The sequence below is a fragment of the Draconibacterium halophilum genome, from assembly GCF_010448835.1.
In the GTDB taxonomy this organism is placed as follows: Bacteria; Bacteroidota; Bacteroidia; order Bacteroidales; family Prolixibacteraceae; genus Draconibacterium; species Draconibacterium halophilum.
In genome coordinates, this window is record NZ_CP048409.1 from 1,723,120 (window position 1) to 1,740,567 (window position 17,448).

Consider the following 17,448-nt stretch of genomic DNA (forward strand, 5'->3'; position numbering starts at 1 on the left):
CAATATTTTTTAATCAATGCAATCGATTGCATTTCTGTTTGTTTCTTCTTACATTTGCATCAATAAATCGATTAAGAATTAAAAAATAAAATAGTATGGCAACAATTTACGAAAGAAGATTTGCTTATCATCCTGAGGATTTTAAGAATTACGATACCGAAAAAATAAGAAAAGAGTTTTTAGTGGAAAACCTTATGGAAGAAGGTAATGTGCGCATGGTTTATTCATCGATAGAGCGTTACATTGTTGGCGGTGCAGTTCCTGCAGGCGACGAACTTCCGCTGGAAGCGATTGACCCTTTAAAAGCAGAATATTTTTGCGAACGTCGCGAAGTTGGAGTAATGAATGTTGGCGGTTCGGGAACTATTACAGTGGATGGAACGGATTATAAAATGTCGTATAAAGATGCTTTATACATCGGGCGCGGCAGTAAAGAGGTTACGTTTAAATCGGACGATGCAGCCAAACCTGCTCATTTTTATTTTAACTCGGCACCGGCACACAAAGAATATCCAACGAAGCAAGTAAGTTTGGCCGATGCCAACGTGTTGCATCTGGGAAGCCTCGAGACATCGAACGAAAGAAATATTAACCAGTTAATGATTAATACCGTTGTTGATACTTGTCAGTTACAAATGGGAATGACAGAGTTGAAGCCGGGAAGTGTTTGGAATACCATGCCGGCACACCAGCACTCGCGCCGAAATGAGGTGTATTTCTATTTTGAAGTTCCCGACGAACAGGCAGTTTGTCACTTTATGGGTGAACCACAGGAAACACGTCATATTTGGATGAAAAACGAACAGGCCGTAATTTCGCCTGAATGGTCGATTCACTCCGCTGCCGGAACATCAAACTATATCTTTATCTGGGGAATGGCAGGCGAAAATCTCGACTACACCGATATGGACATTATTCAACCGCAGGAACTGAGATAAGACAAAAAAATCAATCAACAAAATATTATTGAAATGATACAAGAATTATTCAGCCTTAGCGGAAAAGTTGCGTTAATAACCGGTGGAACCCATGGTATTGGAATGGCCATTGGGAAAACACTAGGGCAAGCTGGTGCAAAAATCTGTGTTAACGATATTTCTGAGGAGAAACTACAGGAATGCAAAGCAGAGTATGCCGAAGCTGGCATTGATGTGTATACGCTAAAATTTGATGTTACCAACGAAGAAGCCGTTGATAAAGGAATTTCGCAAATAGAAAAGGAACTTGGCGATATTGATATTCTGGTAAATAACGCCGGAATTATTAAACGTATTCCTATTTTGGATATGCCGATTGCCGATTATAAACAGGTTATTGATATTGACTTGGTTGCCCCGCTTATTGTTGCCAAACGAGTTGCACCTAAAATGATCGAAAATCGTTCAGGAAAAATCATAAATATGTGCTCGATGATGAGTGTTTACGGACGCAATTCTGTTTCGGCTTATGCTTCGGCAAAAGGAGGCTTGAAACTGTTAACGGCAAATATGTGCTGCGAGTGGGCAAAGTATAATGTGCAGATTAACGGAATTGGCCCTGGTTATATTGCTACAGCACAAACAGCTCCAATTCGCGAAGGGGGCCATCCATTTAACGATTTGGTGATGACACGCACACCGGCCAACCGTTGGGGCGAACCCGAAGATATTGGAAATGCTGCTTTATTCCTGTCATCAAAAGCTGCCGATTTTGTAAACGGCCAGGTACTTTATGTTGATGGTGGTATTTTAGCCAACTTCGGATACGTAAAAGGCGAAAACGATATTTAATAGTTATTCTTACTAAGAGTGTGTTAGAAACAGGATAAACCAAGTGGCGGCTTGTTTCTGAGACACTCTTATTTTATACACCTAAATCTAATCCAAAAATGAAGACTATTATGCCATTTGGTATTTTATTACTGATGCTGTTTGCCTCGTGTACGCAGCAACCTGCAATTACGCTAAAAAATCCACTGGCCGAAACACGAACCGATGAGGTAATCGTATTTTCCCGCGAGGAAATTGCAAACAAAATTGCTTTGGAAGAAGGCAAACTACCGGTTTTTAAGAACGGTGATAAAACGATTGCAAGCCAGGTTGACGATTTGGATGGCGATGGAAATTGGGATGAAGTAGTGTTGCTAACTGATATGCAAGCCGATGAAACCATTAAAGCAACAATTGAGTTAGCTGTCCAAAGCGATTATCCCAATATCAATAAACGAACCAACCTCCGTTTAGGAATAATTCAGGAAGACGGATCGTACAAAGAGGTGGATAATTATAAAGCTGTTCCGGTGAGTGAACCATTTAAAATTATTGCTCAGGGTGAAGGGGTGACCTGGGAAAATGACAAAATTGCCTTCAGGGTTTATTTTGATTGCCGAAATGTAAAAGACCTGTTTGGCAAGAGAAAACCGGTAATGGTAGCCGACGATGTTCATACGCCCGGATTTGGTAATTACCACGAACTGGCCGAATGGGGAATGGATGTACTACACTGTGGCAGCTCGCTGGGTTCGGGAGGAATTGCTTTGCTGAGAAATGATTCGTTGATTCGGTTGGGATCGACCGATGTGTATGAATACCAAAAAATTGTTGAAGGACCTATTCGCTCAGTTTTCGACCTTAAATATTCGGGGTGGAATGTTAACGGCGAAGAAATGGAAGCCGTGGAGCGCATTACCATTTATCCCGGGAAATACTGGTTTGAATCGGATGTTACCGTTTATGGATGTTCTGAAGATGATCAGATTGTAACAGGCATTGTTACTTCGCAATTAAAAAACGAACCATTCCGTTTTGAAGCAGCTGACTTTACCTGCATTGGCACACACGATGTGCAGTCGTTAAATAACGACGAACTGGGGATGGCAGTAATCGTTCCCAAATCGGAAACCGGTACAATTGGCCGTACGAGCGATATCAACTGGTTTCAGAAAGGCTTTGTTACCGTGAAAGAAAAAGGCTTCAGTAATATTATTTCCGAAACCTATTTCATCGCACAAGAGTGTAAAGACGCAACTCCTGCCAAGCACTATTTCTTCTCGGTTTGGGGATTGGATAAAGACCAATGGAAAACCGAAGATGGGTTTCGGAAATACATTACTGAAGAGGCCGAAAAACTTTCGTCACCTGTTCAGAAGATGTAGAGTGGATTATTTTGTCATTTCGACGAAGGGAACTACTGCGAAATCTGTTTCTTTGGTGAGATTTCTCCTCATCCTTCGTCGAAATGACAATATGATTTGGTTCCGGCTGAAAAATATTTATTTCAAAAACTTTAGTGTTCCCCCTTTTTGCAAATCAGTGTGATTTATTTTCGTAGCACTTTCTTTTCGGTTTAACTTAACCAAGGAGAAAACCGATGAAGACGTCGCTCCGTCAGCTTCTAATACAAATTTGCCCCCCGGATAATAGTTTTCATCCAGGTTAAGTGTAACCTGTTCAAATATTGGAGACGATAACTGGTATTCGTTACTTCCCGGACACATCGGATAAAATCCCATTGCGCCAAAAACGTACCACGCCGAAAGTTGGCCGGCATCGTCGTTGCCCGAAAGTCCACCTCTGCCTAATCCATATTCGGTTCTAAGAATGTATTTCACCGTTTTTTGTGTTTTGTCCCAATCGTTGCTAAAATTAAACAGGAAAGGAATATGATGACTTGGCTCGTTGCCGTGCCAGTACAGTTCGTCGTCAATCAGTTTGTTCAGTTTTTCACTAAACGTATTTTCGCCACCCATTAATCCGATTAAACCTTCAACATCGTGCGGAACAAACCATGTATAATGTTTGGGTGTACCTTCGGTTATAAAGTAGTGCTTTGCATTTGGATTAAAGTCTTCGAAAAAACTGCCATCGGCAAATTTGCCGTTTACCCAACCCTGGGTTTCATCGTATACATTTGAGTAGTTGTACGATCGTGCAAGCAGATCATTGTAGTCGTCATTTTTTCCTAATTTTTGAGCTATCTGTGCCACGCACCAATCGTTATAGGCATATTCCATTGTCCTGGAAACCTGCTCGTTGGTATGAAAGGCATCGGCTACCACATCGTCTAAGGGAACAAATCCAAACTCGATATAAGATGTTAAAGCACGTCTCCCTTTTCCATCTTTATAGGCTTCTTCATCCGGCGTTTCATAGGCATTTTTCCGCATATATTGGTAAGCCTTTTCCAAATCAAAATCAAAGCCTTTCATGGCGGCATCGCAAAGTATTGCGGTGCTGTGGTCGCCAATCATTGCCGAGGTGTAATTGTTCCACATGGGAAAAATAGGCAGCCAGCCACCGTCTTCGGCTTTTGCAACAAGCGATTTTACCATGTTGTTATACTCTTTTGGGGCTATAAGGCTCAGTAATGGCATTTGCGCCCGAAAGATATCCCAGTTTGAGAAGTCACCGTAATAATCAAAGTCACTGTTGTTTTGGGTTTCGTATTGTTTTGAAAAAGCCGGGTAATCGCCATTTACATCGCTCATTAAACGAGGGTGAAATAATGCATGATAGATGGCCGTGTAAAACTTGGTGAGTTCCTCTTCGTTTTCCGATTCCACATCAATGCGTCCCAGATAATCGTTCCAGGTGTCTTCCATTTTTTGTTTTGTTGCTTCAAAATCCCAGTCGGCAATTTCTGTCTCCAGATTTTTACGTGCATTATCAATGCTTGTAAACGAGGTCCCAACTTTTAGTTTTACCGGCGTATCTCCATCCAGGTTAAAGGTTACATAAGCTCCAATCTGTTTTTGATCTTTACGCTCGGTAGTACCATGTTCGTATTCAAAATCGCCCCAGGTGCCGTATTTTACAATCTCCTGGTCGAATTTGGCAACAAAATATCCTGAAATGCCTGCTGGTTTGTCCTGTCCGCTGTAAATTCGGTAAGCAGGATTATATCCATAAACTTCCTGTTTTTCCAGGTCGATTTTGATATATCCTTTTCCTTCGTCACTGTTTATATCAAACATAATGGTTGGGTTTTTCTCGTCTAACCATGAAAAACGAAAAAAGCCACAACGTTTAGTGCTTGTCATTTCTGTCATTATGGTTTTTGCCGGGAAAAGAAATGAGGCGTAGGCCGGAGACAAATTTTCCGTTTTCATTAACGTCATTGTTTGACGTTGCACCGGCTGAAAGCTAAAATTGGTACCCAATTGTGTTGGGAAAATAGTAAAAGAACCATAGTCCTGCGTGCACGATCCGCTTAGCCAGTGGCTTGCCCTAAAACCTTGTATCATTGTTTGACCGGTATAAAAAGGTGCAATACATTTTTGCTCGTTGTCGTAAATTTGTGGCGTCCATTGTGTCATTCCGAAAGGAGCTGTAACCGCCGGAATTGTTTGTCCGTTACTTACATGATCGCCGGGGTGTTGTTGCGCGGCAATTGTTGAGGCAGGTCCTGTTCCAATAAGCGGATCGACATAGCTGAGGTAATTTTTTTCAGTCTTTTGTGAGCAGGAAAATAAGAGTACAAGTAGAAGCAGATAACAGTTCTTCATTTTAGTTAGTTTTGTTTTAGTAAGGCCAAAATTATAATTTTCGAAAAATTCTGATGGCAATTTTTCGTTTAAATTGAAAGCAGTTGTATCCATCCCTGTATGATTTCACCGGTTTCAGGATCAAGTTGTGAGCCGTACATACTGTGAGGAATAGAATAAACAATCAACATTACTATTGAAGCTACTATCGTAAATACCGGGCGTTCCTTCTTCCGGTTCATTACAAAAGCCAATATCCAGAAAATAAATGCCACTAATGTCTTATTATCGGTTAAATCCCAGGCAAATGGTACTCCTGCCCAGGCTTCGCCAAAAGCATGTAGTTGAACTATTGGCCCCAGAATCATACCTCCAATGAATAAAGCAACTAAAGTAACAGTAGTATAAAATTTATACCGTTGATGCCTGAAAATAGCCATAATTCCGGCCAGGTTACCCAACAGCATAGCAAAGAACATGAAAAAGATATGCGGTGCTAAAATCGATGAAGGAACGGCTCCTTTAAAACGTATTACAACCGGTGTTTTATCCATATATGTTTTTGTTCCGTTTGAGTCGGTAATCTCGAAATAGTATTGAATTTTTCCTGCGGCCGGCTGTTCGGGTACCGTTGCAAACCATCCTTTTTCTTCGGTAAGGTTAAAAACCTTATTCATCAGGTACGAATCAACAGGCTGTTTTTTGTAAACAAAGTCAACCGATTGGTATGGATCATCGGACAGGAACTTTTTATAGAAAAATCTGGCTTCAATATTGTTGTCGTCAATAGCCAGTTTTACCTCAGTATTGCTGTCTATTTCTATACTGCGTACCAATTTTACTTCGTAATTGGTGTTATTAACTTCTACCAACAATTTTTTATCGTAGGTGGGGCCTGTTTTTCGTTGATAAATAACCGCAGCAAGTGTAATAACAACAGCTAGTAGCCAATAGAAAACTTTTTTCATTTTTTGGTAATTTTGAATAGCAATACAATAATAAAAGGATTTTCTGAATAAAACACTCCTTAAAAGAAGACATTAATTTCACTGGTAAATGAGCTTATTAATTGTACTAGCGGGTGTTGCGATTCATTTTCTTAATGTAAAAATAACAATTATGTTTTTTAACACATCGTGTACTTTTCCAATGTTGAAATGAAAAATATACTTTAGCATTCGAATCAAAGATATTTAACCTGTATTTTTGATTCAGAACTAAAACTAACGAAGATTCTATTTTACTAACTAACTAATTAATTAAACTTATGGATAAACCACACTGATCCTTATAAGGAATTGTAGGTTCGCTACAGTTCAATCCAGAATAATTTTTTATTCAAATTTCTATTTATTAATACCAAAACTTAAAATCTATGGAAAAAAATCCTTTAAGAGGTTTTTTAACCTTGCTTATGATGTCTGTATTCATGGCATTTTCTCTAGGTTCTTATGCGCAATCAGCTGTTACCGGTACTGTTACCGATGAAGAAGGCGTAGGGATACCTGGTGTGTCGATTGTGGTTCAGGGAACCACTCAGGGAACAATTACCGACATTGAAGGTAATTACACCTTAACGTTACCTGAAGGTGCAGAGAAATTAACTTTTTCTTACATCGGGATGTTAACACAACAAGTTGAGATTGCAGGGCAATCAACAATTAATGTAGTGATGAAAGCCGATGTGATCGGTGTTGACGAGGTGGTTGTTGTGGGTTATGGAACCCGCATGAAAGAAGAACTAACCGGAGCTGTTTCAACCGTATCTGCTGAAAGCCTCGAAGCTACATCGGAAGTTAGTGTTGCTAACCGTTTGCAAGGGCAAGTAGCCGGAGTTACAGTAACTACTGCTAACCGTCCGGGTGCTGAGGGAACCATTCGTATTCGCGGAGTTGGAACCATTAACGATCCGAATCCATTGTACATTATTGATGGTGTACCTGCAGGACCTGGAAACAATATCCCTCCGGGTGATATCGAAAGTATTTCAGTATTGAAAGATGCTTCTTCTGCTGCTATTTATGGTACAAGAGGTGCAAATGGGGTAATTATTATTACCACCAAAAGAGGTCGTGCAAACCAACAACCCGAATTAACGTATCTGTTAAAACCGGTGTTGTTAATGCAACTAACAAGTACGACATGCTCAATACTACGGAATATGCCGATGCACTTTGGATGTCTTTTGCCAACAAAGGAGACGATCCTATACATGCACAGTATGGTTCTGGTTCCAGTCCGGTTATTCCAGACTATATTTTACCTAACGGTGCAATGAATGGAGAGGTGGATGAATCCACTTACGGCTTTCCAGACAATGTTATTTTTAAAGCAAACAAACAGGGCACTGACTGGTACGACGAGATTTACCAAACCGGTATTGTTCAGGAATACGACCTATCAGTTGTAGGTGGTGGTAATAATTCCACTTATGCCTTTTCTGCCAATTATCTCGATGAAGAAGGTTTGGTAAAATACACCAATTTCAAACGTTACACCATGCGTATGAATTCGGATGCCAAATTTAACGATTGGTTAAAGGTAGGAGAGTCGCTTCAGGTTGCTTATATCGATGAATACGGTCGTTTTACGGACAACGCTGAAGACAGCCCTATTTCGCATGCTTACCGTGCACAGCCTATTATTCCGGTTTATGATATTAGTGGTGTAAATTTTGCCGGATCAAAAGCTCCTGAAATGGGTAATGCCGAAAATCCATTGGCAATTGCTTACCGTTCACGAAACAACAACGGTAAATGGATGCGTATTTTAGGAAATGCATTTGCTGAAGTTACCTTAGCCGAAGGGCTTACTGCCAAAACATTATTTGGAGCAAACTGGGGACAGTGGAATTATAAAGGATACATCATCCCAAATTACGAGCACTCTGAACCAAACAAAATCAATGGTGTTGATGCAAATTCAAACTACGAGCTTCAATGGAACTGGTCGAATACCTTGAATTACAGCAAAACTTTTGCTGATGTTCATAGAATCAACGTATTGTTAGGTACAGAAGCAGTAGAAAGCAAGTGGCAGTCGTTAAACGCCAGCCGCCGTGTATATTTCTCTGAAGATCCTAACTACATGCAGTTGGATTCAGGTGAAAGTAATAAAGAAAACAGCGGTAATGCAGAAGAATGGTCACTGTTCTCGGTATTTGGTCGTATAAACTACGATTTTATGGGTAAGTATTACCTCGAAGGAACTGTTCGTCGTGATGGCTCTTCACGTTTCAGCCCCGACAATCGTTATGCTACTTTCCCTGCTGTATCAGCTGCATGGGCAGTCTCAGAAGAAAGTTTTATGCAAAATACCAGTAGCTGGTTAGATTTACTAAAACTTCGTTTAGGATGGGGGCAATCGGGTAACGACCGTATTGGGAATTACAACTATTTCTCAACTTATTCAACCGACCCATACCGGGCTTCGTATGATATTAACGGAACAAATACAAGTGCCGCTTCAGGTTTTAAACCGGCCACATTGGGTAGCGAAGAAGTAGTTTGGGAAGCCACTACCACCTATAACTTTGGTCTTGACGCCAATATGCTCGATAATCACCTGGCATTCTCTTTGGATTTGTGGCAACGCGATACCAAAGATATGCTATTCAGGGAGCCTATTCCTCATGTTATGGGTATTGCAACTGCACCTTTTGTAAACGTTGGGGAGATGCGTAACCGCGGATTTGATTTTGAAGTGGGTTACAACAATGCCAGTGCTGATGGTAAGTTAACTTATTCAGCCAACCTGACCTTGTCGCACTACAAAAATGAAATTACAAAGCTTTCAGAGAAAAATCCGGATCAGATTATTGATGGAACTGATGAACGACAGAAAGTATACACACGTTTTGCTGTAGGATCAGAATTCCCGGCTTTTTATGGTTATGTGGTTGAAGGCATTTTCCAAAATCAGACAGAAGCTGATGGTCATCCACCTTATGCCGGAACAATTGGCGGCTACAACCAGCCCGGTCACTTCAAATATCAAAATGTTGATAACACAACGATGATGGTTGACACTGACGGCGATGGTGAAGCAGATACCGAAATGCAGGTGATAGACGACAAAGACAGAACCTGGATTGGAAGTCCTCATCCGGATTTAACAGCCGGTTTAAATCTTAATTTGGGTTATAGTAATTTCGATTTAAACATGTTCTTCTACGGAAGTTTTGGTAACGAGATGATAAACTATGTTCGGCGTTGGATTGATTACGGTCAGTTTAACGGTGGTTTAAGCGAGGATGCATTATATGATTCATGGGGAAGCCCCTATTTGGATAACAATGCAGATGCTTCGCTTCCGATGTTGGATTTTGAGCCCATTTCGCAAGAACCATCAACTGCATTTGTTGAAGACGCTTCGTACTTAAGACTTAAGTCATTGCGATTGGGATATACGTTCCCAAAATCAACACTCGACAGAGTAGGTATTCAAAAACTGCGCATTTATGCACAGGTGTCGAATGTATTCACGATAACAGGTTACAGCGGCCTCGATCCTGAAGTAAATGCTTCGGGTACCGCAATGGGATTAGACAGAGGGGCATGGCCAACGCCACGCCAGATTATGTTTGGCGTAAACCTGGGTTTATAAGAATTAATTCAATATGAATATTAAACAGAGAAGTATTATGAAAAAACTATCAATATTAATGGTCATCGCGATTTTACTGACCATGTCATATTCTTGTTCTGAAGAGTTTCTGACCAAGGAACCTCCTGGTTCGACTTCAGAAAATGTATTCTACGATGCAAAGGGTATTGACGCACTTTTAATCGGAACTTACGCAATGGTTGGAGGAAGTTCTTTATGGGAAATTAGCTGGGGAGCTTCTATCCAAAACTGGACTTACGGTTCGGCAGCATCAGATGATGCTTATAAAGGATCGGAATTTACCGATCAGGTTGTTGTTAATGACATCGAACGCTGGGAAGTATTACCATCAAATAACTATCCGGGCGATAAATGGCAGTGGGCATTTGGTATGGGAGTTGACCGTGCCAACAAAACACTACGTGTAATTAACGGAACTGAAGAGGCTGGTACAATTACTGCTGATGAGGCTGCCGCTTTCAGAGCACAGGCTCGTTTCTTGCGTGCCTTGTTTTACTTTGAAGCGCGTTTGGTTTTCGGAGATTATATTCCGCTATTAACGGAAGAAACTGAAGATCCAAGTGCCGTGCCGAATGAGAATGCCGATGGAGCAGTTCTTAGTTTTATCATCGACGATTTGACATATGCTGCAAGCAATTTACCATCAACTCAGGCGCAGGTGGGCCGTGCCACTAAGTGGGCTGCAAAAGCTTTAGCTGCCAGAGCGTATCTGCAAGACCTTAAATATTCAGACGCAGAACCTCTATTGGACGAAATCATTGCTAGCGGCCAATTCTCATTGGTTGATGAGTTTATTGATAACTTCAACATTGCCACAAACAACAATCAGGAGTCTATTTTCGAAATCCAGGCAAACGTAAACGATATCAACGAATCGTTAAATGCTGAAATGGGTATCGGTTTAAACTGGCCTCATGGTGGTGATATTGGTATGTGCTGTGGTTTCCATCAGCCATCGCAAAACCTGGTTAATGCCTATAAAGTTAATGCAAACGGACATCCTATGTTCGATTCGTTTAATGATTCGGATTTGGCAAACGATGCAGGGATAGCATCGGAAGAAACATTTGTGCCTTTTACCGATGTGGTAGATCCACGATTGGATTATACTGTAAGCCGACGTGGTATTCCTTATAAAGACTGGGGAATTAACCGTGGAAGTAACTGGGTTCGTAAACAAACTGACGGAGGCCCTTATTTACCTGTAGCTAAGCCTTTCTTTAAAAAAGATGAGCGATACAATCTGTCAACCACAACAGGTTGGCAAACAGGTATTAATGCAAATAACTATCGTTATTTGCGTTATAGCCATATTATTCTGTGGAAAGCTGAGTGTAGAGCTGCTGCTAATGATCCTGGCGGTGCATTAACTTATGTTAATATGATTCGTAACCGGGCAAAAAACAGTACTCCTGTTATGGGTAAAGTAATGCTCACGCAATTACCCCTTCGGTATATCCATGGGGCGATGAAGGCGATGTTGACTGGACACAACCTGCTGCCAATTACAAGGTGGAGCCTTACGTTTCATTTGCCGACGGTGCTGAAGCGATGAAAGCGGTACAGTGGGAGCAACGTCTTGAATTTGCTACGGAAGGTATACGTTTCTTCGATCTCCGTCGTTGGGATAATCTTCCGAATAAAATTGGTGGACAGAGTATGGCTGATATCCTGAATGGTTTTGCCACTGCCGATTTACGCACACGTCCTTCTTTCATGAAAGATGCCAGTTTTAGCGAAAACGATAAGTACATGCCAATTCCACAATCTCAATTAGATCAACAACCTGGCGTTCTTGTTCAACGTCCGGGGTATTAATATTTAGTTTGGTTAGAGCTATATGAATATTTAAAGAGGGGCTGAAAAGTCCCTCTTTTTTTTGCGCACAAAATTAAATTTGCCGAAATAAAAACTTGATCTATCTTTACGGCTCAAATCGCATCATGCGAAAAAAATAGTAGGAATACCGGGAGTTTTTATTCCGAACACCAATTTCAACTTTTAGAATGGCACTGAATTATCTTTTCATTTTCTTTTTTGTAATCGCATTTATTATTGCTCTTGTAAAACTTGTGTTTCTGGGCGATACACAGGTTTTTACCGACATGGTTCAAGCCACTTTTGATATGGCTAAAACCGGTTTCGAAATATCGCTGGGATTAACCGGTGTGCTTACCCTGTGGATGGGGATTATGAAAATAGGAGAGAAAGGCGGAATTGTTCATGTGTTCTCAAAAGTAATTGGGCCGTTTTTTAATAAGCTGTTTCCTGAGCTGGGGAAAGAACATCCGGCACATGGATCAATTCTGATGAATATTGCCGCCAATATGCTAAACCTTGATAATGCTGCAACACCAATGGGTTTGCAGGCCATGAAAGAAATGCAGGAAACCAACCCGAACAAAAAGACTGCATCGAATGCGCAAATTATGTTTTTGGTGCTGAATACTTCGGGGCTAACGCTGCTGCCCATAAGTATTATGGTTTATCGTGCGCAGCTGGGGGCTGTAAATCCTTCCGATATATTTATTCCTATTCTGCTGGCCACGTATTTTTCCACCATTGCCGGATTGATTTCTGTGGCTATCTATCAAAAAATAAATTTGCTAGATAAAGTAATTCTGGCTTACCTCGGCGGATTAACGGCGATTATAGTTGGTATCATCTGGTACTTTTCAACGCTCGATAAAGATGCCATTACACAGGTATCGAATGTAGCCAGTAATTTTATTCTGTTCACCGTAATTGTGGCCTTTATTCTGATGGCCTTATTTCGAAAGGTGAATGTTTACGAGGCTTTTATTGAAGGGGCAAAAGACGGCTTTAAAACGGCGGTGAAAATTATTCCTTATCTGGTAGCTATTTTGGTTGCTATTGGAGTGTTCCGGGCTTCGGGGCTATGGACTGGGTGGTTGCCGGCGTAACCTGGAGCTTTGAGCAAATGGGAGTAAACGCCGATTTTACCCCGGCCTTACCAACTGCCTTAATGAAACCCTTGAGTGGAAGTGGTGCCCGCGGAATGATGGTGGACGCCATGACAACATACGGCGCCGATTCGTTTGTAGGCCGCGTGGCAAGTACCGTGCAAGGGGCTACCGATACTACCTTTTATATTCTGGCGGTTTATTTTGGTGCTGTTGGAATTAAAAACACCCGCTATGCCGTTGTATGCGGTTTAATTGCCGATTTTACGGGTATTATAGCATCGATATTGCTGGCGTATCTTTTCTTTTATTAGGAATTGCCCGGGCAACAGGAAAATCTGTTCGGGGAGCACTTAATGTTGTCGGTGAGCAACAAAAAGTGTCAGGGGAAAGCTAAACTTTGCCGGTGAGCCCATAAAAGTGTTCGGGGAAGGCTCATTGTCGTTGGTGGGCACAAAAAAGTAAGCGGGGAGACCCTAATTGTCTCGGTGGGCTGAACAATCAATCGGGGAGAGGGTAAACCTCCCGGGGAGACATTAAAGTGCCCGGGGAAGGGTCAACCCTACCTGGGGACCAGTAAAATCAGGGGTTTTAGGATTTGGAATAAAACGAATTATCCAGTTTTAGAGAACCTGTGTACAACTACTTAGCAAACTAATCTATCGAGTCGTAAACAATCACTTTATTCCACAAGTGCTGGTTTTCCTCTACAAATTTCAGGTGAATCGGATCAACCTGGTACGAATCCTGGTCGGCCTGACTATCGAATAGTACCATAAACGACACCGAATAGGAATGGTCTACCACATCACGGTCTTCTGTGGATGCCGGAAAACCAATGTGACTCAGTTTTATGGTTTTAATTTTGGTGAGTTGGTTTAGAGCTTCAACCAGTTGTTTTTTATGCTGCTCGTTTGCAGGTTCTTTTAACCAGAAAAACACATGATGTATCAGCGCATTCTTAAGTTTTACTTCGCCGGCTGTGGCACTTTTGGTAATAGGAAGCAAGGCCGAAAAGGTAACTCCCGCAACAGCTTTTTTTAAAAACGATCGTCGGTTTTTCATTTTATATTTTATTTATGGTTTGTTTAATCAGAACGAGTTTTGTCAACAGCGATTCCAGTAAATCAAGCCGCAACATATTGGCACCATCCGATTTTGCTTCGGCCGGATTTGGGTGTGTTTCAATAAATATTCCATCGGCACCAACGGCAATTCCCGCGCGTGCAACCGTTTCAATCAATTCCGGTTTGCCACCGGTAACACCACTGGCCTGGTTGGGTTGCTGCAGCGAGTGGGTAATATCTAAAACAACCGGCACCTTCATTTCTTTCATCACCGGAATTCCGCGGTAATCCACCAACAAATCCTGGTAGCCAAAAGTTGTCCCCCGTTCCGTTAGGGCAATGTTATTGTTTCCGCTCTCACGTACTTTGTTAACAGCGAACTGCATGGCGTCGGCCGAGAGGAACTGCCCCTTTTTTATATTTACCAACTTGCCGGTTTTTGCCGCAGCTACCAAAATATCAGTTTGGCGGCATAAAAAAGCCGGTATCTGCAATACGTCAACATATTCGGCGGCCATCGCAGCTTCGTTGGCTGTATGAATGTCGGTAACCACGGGAATATTAAACGATTCGCTCACTTTTCTCAGTATCTTCAATGCTTTTTTGTCGCCAATTCCTGTAAACGAATCGAGGCGCGAACGGTTGGCTTTTCGGTAGGAACCTTTAAAAATGTATGGAATCTTTAATTTTTCGGTAATGGCAACCACTTTTTCGGCAATTTCCATTGCCATCGTTTCACTTTCAATGGCACACGGACCGGCCATTAAAAAGAAATTATCGCTTTCGGTATTTTTAAGTTTATCTAGTTGTGGAATCATGGAATTACTTTTTGTGCTAAAAGTAATAAGAATGTTTGGGTTATGGTTGAGACAGGTATATAAAACACAAATGGGAACTATTTTGTTACAAATAGCTCCCATTCACTTTCAAGCAACCGAAGTTACTTTTGGTGCCAGGCTACGGTTATTACGACCGGCTTCAGCTTTTTCTTTCGAATCGGCTTTTGCCCTTACTTTCCGGTTTGGCTTTCTACGGCTAAACCTTCCGGTTGTTCTTTTGGTAATCGCGCTTACCTTCCTGAACGAAGTGTCTGTCAGTGTATTCGGTTAATCCCTAAGGATGTCCCCTTTCCAATCAACGGGATTGAGTTGCCTCGTTTTCGTTGTGCAGTTTTGCAGCTGAAACCTTGGTTTCTGTACTTCCTGCCTGATGACTCAATCTTGAAAGAACTTCTGGAACTTCTTTCAGATGATTGCCTGAACTTTGATATTCCAGAATATCGCGTTCAAACTTCAGCTTTTTCATTGTGCCGCCCCGAGGGGTGGGATGAAATGGTTCCGGTTCCGACTAAGAAACTTTCTCCGTTTCCACAATTTCCAAGCAGCCTTTTATCGCTCACCTGATAGATCAAATATACAGCGAAAAATGAAAAATACAAGTGATATTCAGTCGTTTATATTCACCATGAATTAACCGTGGTTATTAACAATTGTTAATAAGGTCGTTTTGTCTTTTATCAGTGGTTTAGCTTTATTTAATCCACAACCATTGGAACTTGATCGGATCTGCTTCGCTTGGTTGAATACTGAGTTTGATGGTGTAAAAACCAGGTTCGGGGAAATCGATTGTACCTATTTTGTTCGATTCGAAATTATCGATATGCCAATCCTGATTGGGTTCGGCAACTGTTTGTCTGGTTGGATGCACCGAATGATATAACGATTGCCCGGCAGCTTTTAGAAGAATCTGGCTGTTATTTCTGTTGCCCTGAAAGCTATAAGATACATCCACTCTTTTTTTGCCCGGTTGGTCGACGTATATTTTCCAGTTAAAGTCAGTAACGCCATTCGCTGCCACAAACGCCGGAATTGTTCCGTATTTTGAAGGAGGCGTAATTTCCATTGATTGAGGTTGCGGATTTTGATTTCCGGGAAGCAATGAATAACCATCGTCAGTTGTTTTGGCAACAATTCCATCTGTAATTTCGGGTTTCGATTCGTATTCAGCAACAAGCACTGATACGTATGGATCGGGTTGGTCTGTGGGCAGGCTAATATATGTAAATGCGTTGGAGTGCGAAAAGGAGAGTGGTGATTTTTGTTTATCTGCCAATAGATAGATTTTTTTAGGCGTTGTGGTAATTCCGGAAAGATTCAGGTGATCGGTTAATGGCCAGTTATAAACATGGAGGAACAATTTAAAGGTGTTTCCATCCTGTTTGCAGGTTATTTTTCCCCAATCGTGTAGGTCTTTGTTTAAATCGAAAGCTTCTGCTCCATAAATCGATGCGCCGTTTATCTGCAGCCATTTTCCCATTTCAAGCATGCGCTGGGAAATTTCGTAAGGTACATCACCGTTTGCCCGAGGTCCGATATTCAGCATAAAATTACCATTCAAACTAACATTCCCAATTAAGGATTTTAATAATGTTGACGTTGATTTCCATTGCGAATCGGACGAATGAAATCCCCATGAATGCGCAACTGTTGCCGGTGATTGCCAGGGGAAATTTTCCTTTTTGTTACCAAGCTGGTTGTCGCCCAGGGTTTTGTAATCAATGTCGGGATCTTCTTCAATCGACAATCCTAAACGTGAATTCACCAGACAGTTGGGCTGTAATTCGCGTATCAATGATTTTAGCTGCAATAATTGTTCTTTGGTAACAATACTTTCAGAATGATGGATCCACATATCAAACCACAGCATAGATATATCGCCATAATTGGTCAACAGCTCGGTGATTTGTGGTATTACTTTCTCTTGCCAGTAGCGGTCGTAATCGTTTTCTGATAATTTGTAAATCTCGCGGCTATGGTCCCAGCCAAGTGGGTGCTCCCAGTCAACCCAGTGAGAATAGTACAGACAAAGTTTAATGTCGTGTTTTTTGCAGGCTGCAGCCATTTCGGCAATAATATCGCGTTTTGGATTGGTGTAATTCCCAAGGTCGTAATCGCTTACCTTGCTGTCCCATATTCCAAAACCATCGTGGTGCTTGGCTGTAATGGTGATGTATTTCATCCCTGACTTTTTGGCCAGAATTACCCACTCTTCCGGATCAATTTCGTCCCATTGAAAGCGGTCAAGGAGCGTAACATATTCGTCGGGATCAATACTGTTTCTGTACAAGATCCATTCAGCATAGTTGTTATCATTACGAAGTTTTTCGCCTTTCCAGTAACCTTCGGCACCACTGTAAACGCCCCAGTGTATAAACATTCCAAAGCGTGAATCGGTAAACCATTGGGCGCGTTCATTGGTATCTTTCTGGCTCCAGGAAGTCAGGTAGCAAAGCAGGCAACCGAAGACAATCAGGTTTTTCATAGTTGGTTTATTGATTTTGATGTGCAGCTTTTAGCTGAATAGTTGCTTG

At 41.5% G+C, this 17,448-nt stretch carries 15 protein-coding genes and 1 pseudogene; 10 read left to right on the forward strand and 6 right to left on the reverse strand.

Annotated features, from left to right (window positions below):
* Nucleotides 1–95 precede the first annotated feature (95 nt).
* From kduI to G0Q07_RS06930, 3 genes are all read left to right on the forward strand, one after another.
* Nucleotides 96–938, forward strand: coding sequence for a 5-dehydro-4-deoxy-D-glucuronate isomerase (gene kduI, locus G0Q07_RS06920; protein ID WP_163345393.1), 843 nt, complete (start codon nucleotides 96–98; stop codon nucleotides 936–938).
* 33 nt (nucleotides 939–971) lie between these two features.
* Nucleotides 972–1,769, forward strand: a complete 798-nt coding sequence (locus tag G0Q07_RS06925) for a gluconate 5-dehydrogenase (RefSeq protein WP_163345394.1) — start codon at nucleotides 972–974, stop codon at nucleotides 1,767–1,769.
* Nucleotides 1,770–1,867: 98 nt separating this feature from the next.
* The gene (locus G0Q07_RS06930) at nucleotides 1,868–3,133 is read left to right on the forward strand and encodes a DUF4861 domain-containing protein (RefSeq protein ID WP_163345395.1); all 1,266 of its coding nucleotides are present in this window, start codon (nucleotides 1,868–1,870) and stop codon (nucleotides 3,131–3,133) included.
* A gap of 117 nt (nucleotides 3,134–3,250) precedes the next feature.
* On the opposite strand, the gene G0Q07_RS06935 is transcribed toward G0Q07_RS06930, so the two are convergent.
* On the reverse strand, nucleotides 3,251–5,575 hold the full coding sequence (locus G0Q07_RS06935; protein WP_262887996.1) for a GH92 family glycosyl hydrolase: 2,325 nt from the start codon (nucleotides 5,573–5,575) through the stop codon (nucleotides 3,251–3,253).
* Nucleotides 5,551–6,429: a hypothetical protein gene (locus G0Q07_RS06940; RefSeq protein WP_163345397.1), complete on the reverse strand. Its 879-nt coding sequence runs from the start codon at nucleotides 6,427–6,429 to the stop codon at nucleotides 5,551–5,553. Before G0Q07_RS06940 ends, G0Q07_RS06935 begins: the two co-directional genes overlap by 25 nt.
* Before the next feature lie 461 nt (nucleotides 6,430–6,890).
* On the opposite strand from G0Q07_RS06940, the pseudogene G0Q07_RS06945 reads away from it, so the two are divergent.
* From G0Q07_RS06945 to G0Q07_RS20680, 6 genes and pseudogenes are all read left to right on the forward strand, one after another.
* Nucleotides 6,891–7,514, forward strand: a pseudogene (locus G0Q07_RS06945) (TonB-dependent receptor plug domain-containing protein); the annotation flags it as partial.
* A 38-nt stretch (nucleotides 7,515–7,552) separates the two neighbouring features.
* Entirely contained in the window at nucleotides 7,553–10,066 is a 2,514-nt protein-coding gene (locus G0Q07_RS20675) for a SusC/RagA family TonB-linked outer membrane protein (RefSeq protein ID WP_246223029.1), read from the forward strand.
* 37 nt (nucleotides 10,067–10,103) lie between these two features.
* Nucleotides 10,104–11,642, forward strand: a complete 1,539-nt coding sequence (locus G0Q07_RS06955) for a RagB/SusD family nutrient uptake outer membrane protein (protein ID WP_163345399.1) — start codon at nucleotides 10,104–10,106, stop codon at nucleotides 11,640–11,642.
* Nucleotides 11,600–11,905: a RagB/SusD family nutrient uptake outer membrane protein gene (locus G0Q07_RS21015; RefSeq protein WP_163345400.1), complete on the forward strand. Its 306-nt coding sequence runs from the start codon at nucleotides 11,600–11,602 to the stop codon at nucleotides 11,903–11,905. Before G0Q07_RS06955 ends, G0Q07_RS21015 begins: the two co-directional genes overlap by 43 nt.
* Before the next feature lie 188 nt (nucleotides 11,906–12,093).
* Nucleotides 12,094–13,011, forward strand: a complete 918-nt coding sequence (locus G0Q07_RS06965; RefSeq protein WP_246223000.1) for a nucleoside recognition domain-containing protein — start codon at nucleotides 12,094–12,096, stop codon at nucleotides 13,009–13,011.
* A complete protein-coding gene (locus G0Q07_RS20680) occupies nucleotides 12,987–13,325 on the forward strand; it encodes a spore maturation protein (protein ID WP_246223001.1) in 339 nt (112 codons plus the stop codon). The genes G0Q07_RS06965 and G0Q07_RS20680 overlap by 25 nt, the downstream gene beginning before the upstream one ends.
* Before the next feature lie 340 nt (nucleotides 13,326–13,665).
* On the opposite strand, the gene G0Q07_RS06970 is transcribed toward G0Q07_RS20680, so the two are convergent.
* Nucleotides 13,666–14,076 (reverse strand): Dabb family protein, encoded by a 411-nt coding sequence (locus G0Q07_RS06970; RefSeq protein WP_163345401.1) that lies wholly within the window; start codon nucleotides 14,074–14,076, stop codon nucleotides 13,666–13,668.
* 1 nt (nucleotide 14,077) lies between these two features.
* Nucleotides 14,078–14,896 carry a 3-deoxy-8-phosphooctulonate synthase gene (gene kdsA / locus G0Q07_RS06975; RefSeq protein ID WP_163345402.1) on the reverse strand — a complete coding sequence of 273 codons (819 nt, stop codon included), beginning with the start codon at nucleotides 14,894–14,896 and terminating at the stop codon, nucleotides 14,078–14,080.
* Here kdsA and G0Q07_RS06980 point away from each other — a divergent pair.
* Complete coding sequence (locus G0Q07_RS06980; RefSeq protein WP_163345403.1) at nucleotides 14,895–15,188, forward strand: hypothetical protein; 294 nt, start codon at nucleotides 14,895–14,897, stop codon at nucleotides 15,186–15,188. The two genes, kdsA and G0Q07_RS06980, sit on opposite strands and share 2 nt — an antisense overlap.
* 24 nt (nucleotides 15,189–15,212) lie before the next feature.
* Here G0Q07_RS06980 and G0Q07_RS06985 read toward each other — a convergent pair whose 3' ends face one another.
* Both G0Q07_RS06985 and G0Q07_RS06990 read right to left on the reverse strand, forming a co-directional pair.
* On the reverse strand, nucleotides 15,213–15,383 hold the full coding sequence (locus G0Q07_RS06985) for a hypothetical protein (protein WP_163345404.1): 171 nt from the start codon (nucleotides 15,381–15,383) through the stop codon (nucleotides 15,213–15,215).
* Nucleotides 15,384–15,608: 225 nt separating this feature from the next.
* The gene (locus G0Q07_RS06990) at nucleotides 15,609–17,399 is read right to left on the reverse strand and encodes an alpha-L-fucosidase (protein WP_163345405.1); all 1,791 of its coding nucleotides are present in this window, start codon (nucleotides 17,397–17,399) and stop codon (nucleotides 15,609–15,611) included.
* Nucleotides 17,400–17,448: the final 49 nt, after the last annotated feature.

Excerpts from the sequence above, each read along its gene's own strand:
- kduI (WP_163345393.1), top strand. The coding sequence starts at position 96 with ATGGCAACAATTTACGAAAGAAGATTTGCTTATCATCCTGAGGATTTT.
- G0Q07_RS06925 (WP_163345394.1), top strand. The coding sequence starts at position 972 with ATGATACAAGAATTATTCAGCCTTAGCGGAAAAGTTGCGTTAATAACC.
- G0Q07_RS06930 (WP_163345395.1), top strand. The coding sequence starts at position 1,868 with ATGAAGACTATTATGCCATTTGGTATTTTATTACTGATGCTGTTTGCC.
- G0Q07_RS06935 (WP_262887996.1), bottom strand. The coding sequence starts at position 5,575 with ATGGATACAACTGCTTTCAATTTAAACGAAAAATTGCCATCAGAATTT.
- G0Q07_RS06940 (WP_163345397.1), bottom strand. The coding sequence starts at position 6,429 with ATGAAAAAAGTTTTCTATTGGCTACTAGCTGTTGTTATTACACTTGCT.
- G0Q07_RS06955 (WP_163345399.1), top strand. The coding sequence starts at position 10,104 with ATGAAAAAACTATCAATATTAATGGTCATCGCGATTTTACTGACCATG.
- G0Q07_RS06965 (WP_246223000.1), top strand. The coding sequence starts at position 12,094 with ATGGCACTGAATTATCTTTTCATTTTCTTTTTTGTAATCGCATTTATT.
- G0Q07_RS20680 (WP_246223001.1), top strand. The coding sequence starts at position 12,987 with ATGGACTGGGTGGTTGCCGGCGTAACCTGGAGCTTTGAGCAAATGGGA.
- G0Q07_RS06970 (WP_163345401.1), bottom strand. The coding sequence starts at position 14,076 with ATGAAAAACCGACGATCGTTTTTAAAAAAAGCTGTTGCGGGAGTTACC.
- G0Q07_RS06980 (WP_163345403.1), top strand. The coding sequence starts at position 14,895 with ATGGAATTACTTTTTGTGCTAAAAGTAATAAGAATGTTTGGGTTATGG.
- kdsA (WP_163345402.1), bottom strand. The coding sequence starts at position 14,896 with ATGATTCCACAACTAGATAAACTTAAAAATACCGAAAGCGATAATTTC.
- G0Q07_RS06985 (WP_163345404.1), bottom strand. The coding sequence starts at position 15,383 with ATGAAAAAGCTGAAGTTTGAACGCGATATTCTGGAATATCAAAGTTCA.
- G0Q07_RS06990 (WP_163345405.1), bottom strand. The coding sequence starts at position 17,399 with ATGAAAAACCTGATTGTCTTCGGTTGCCTGCTTTGCTACCTGACTTCC.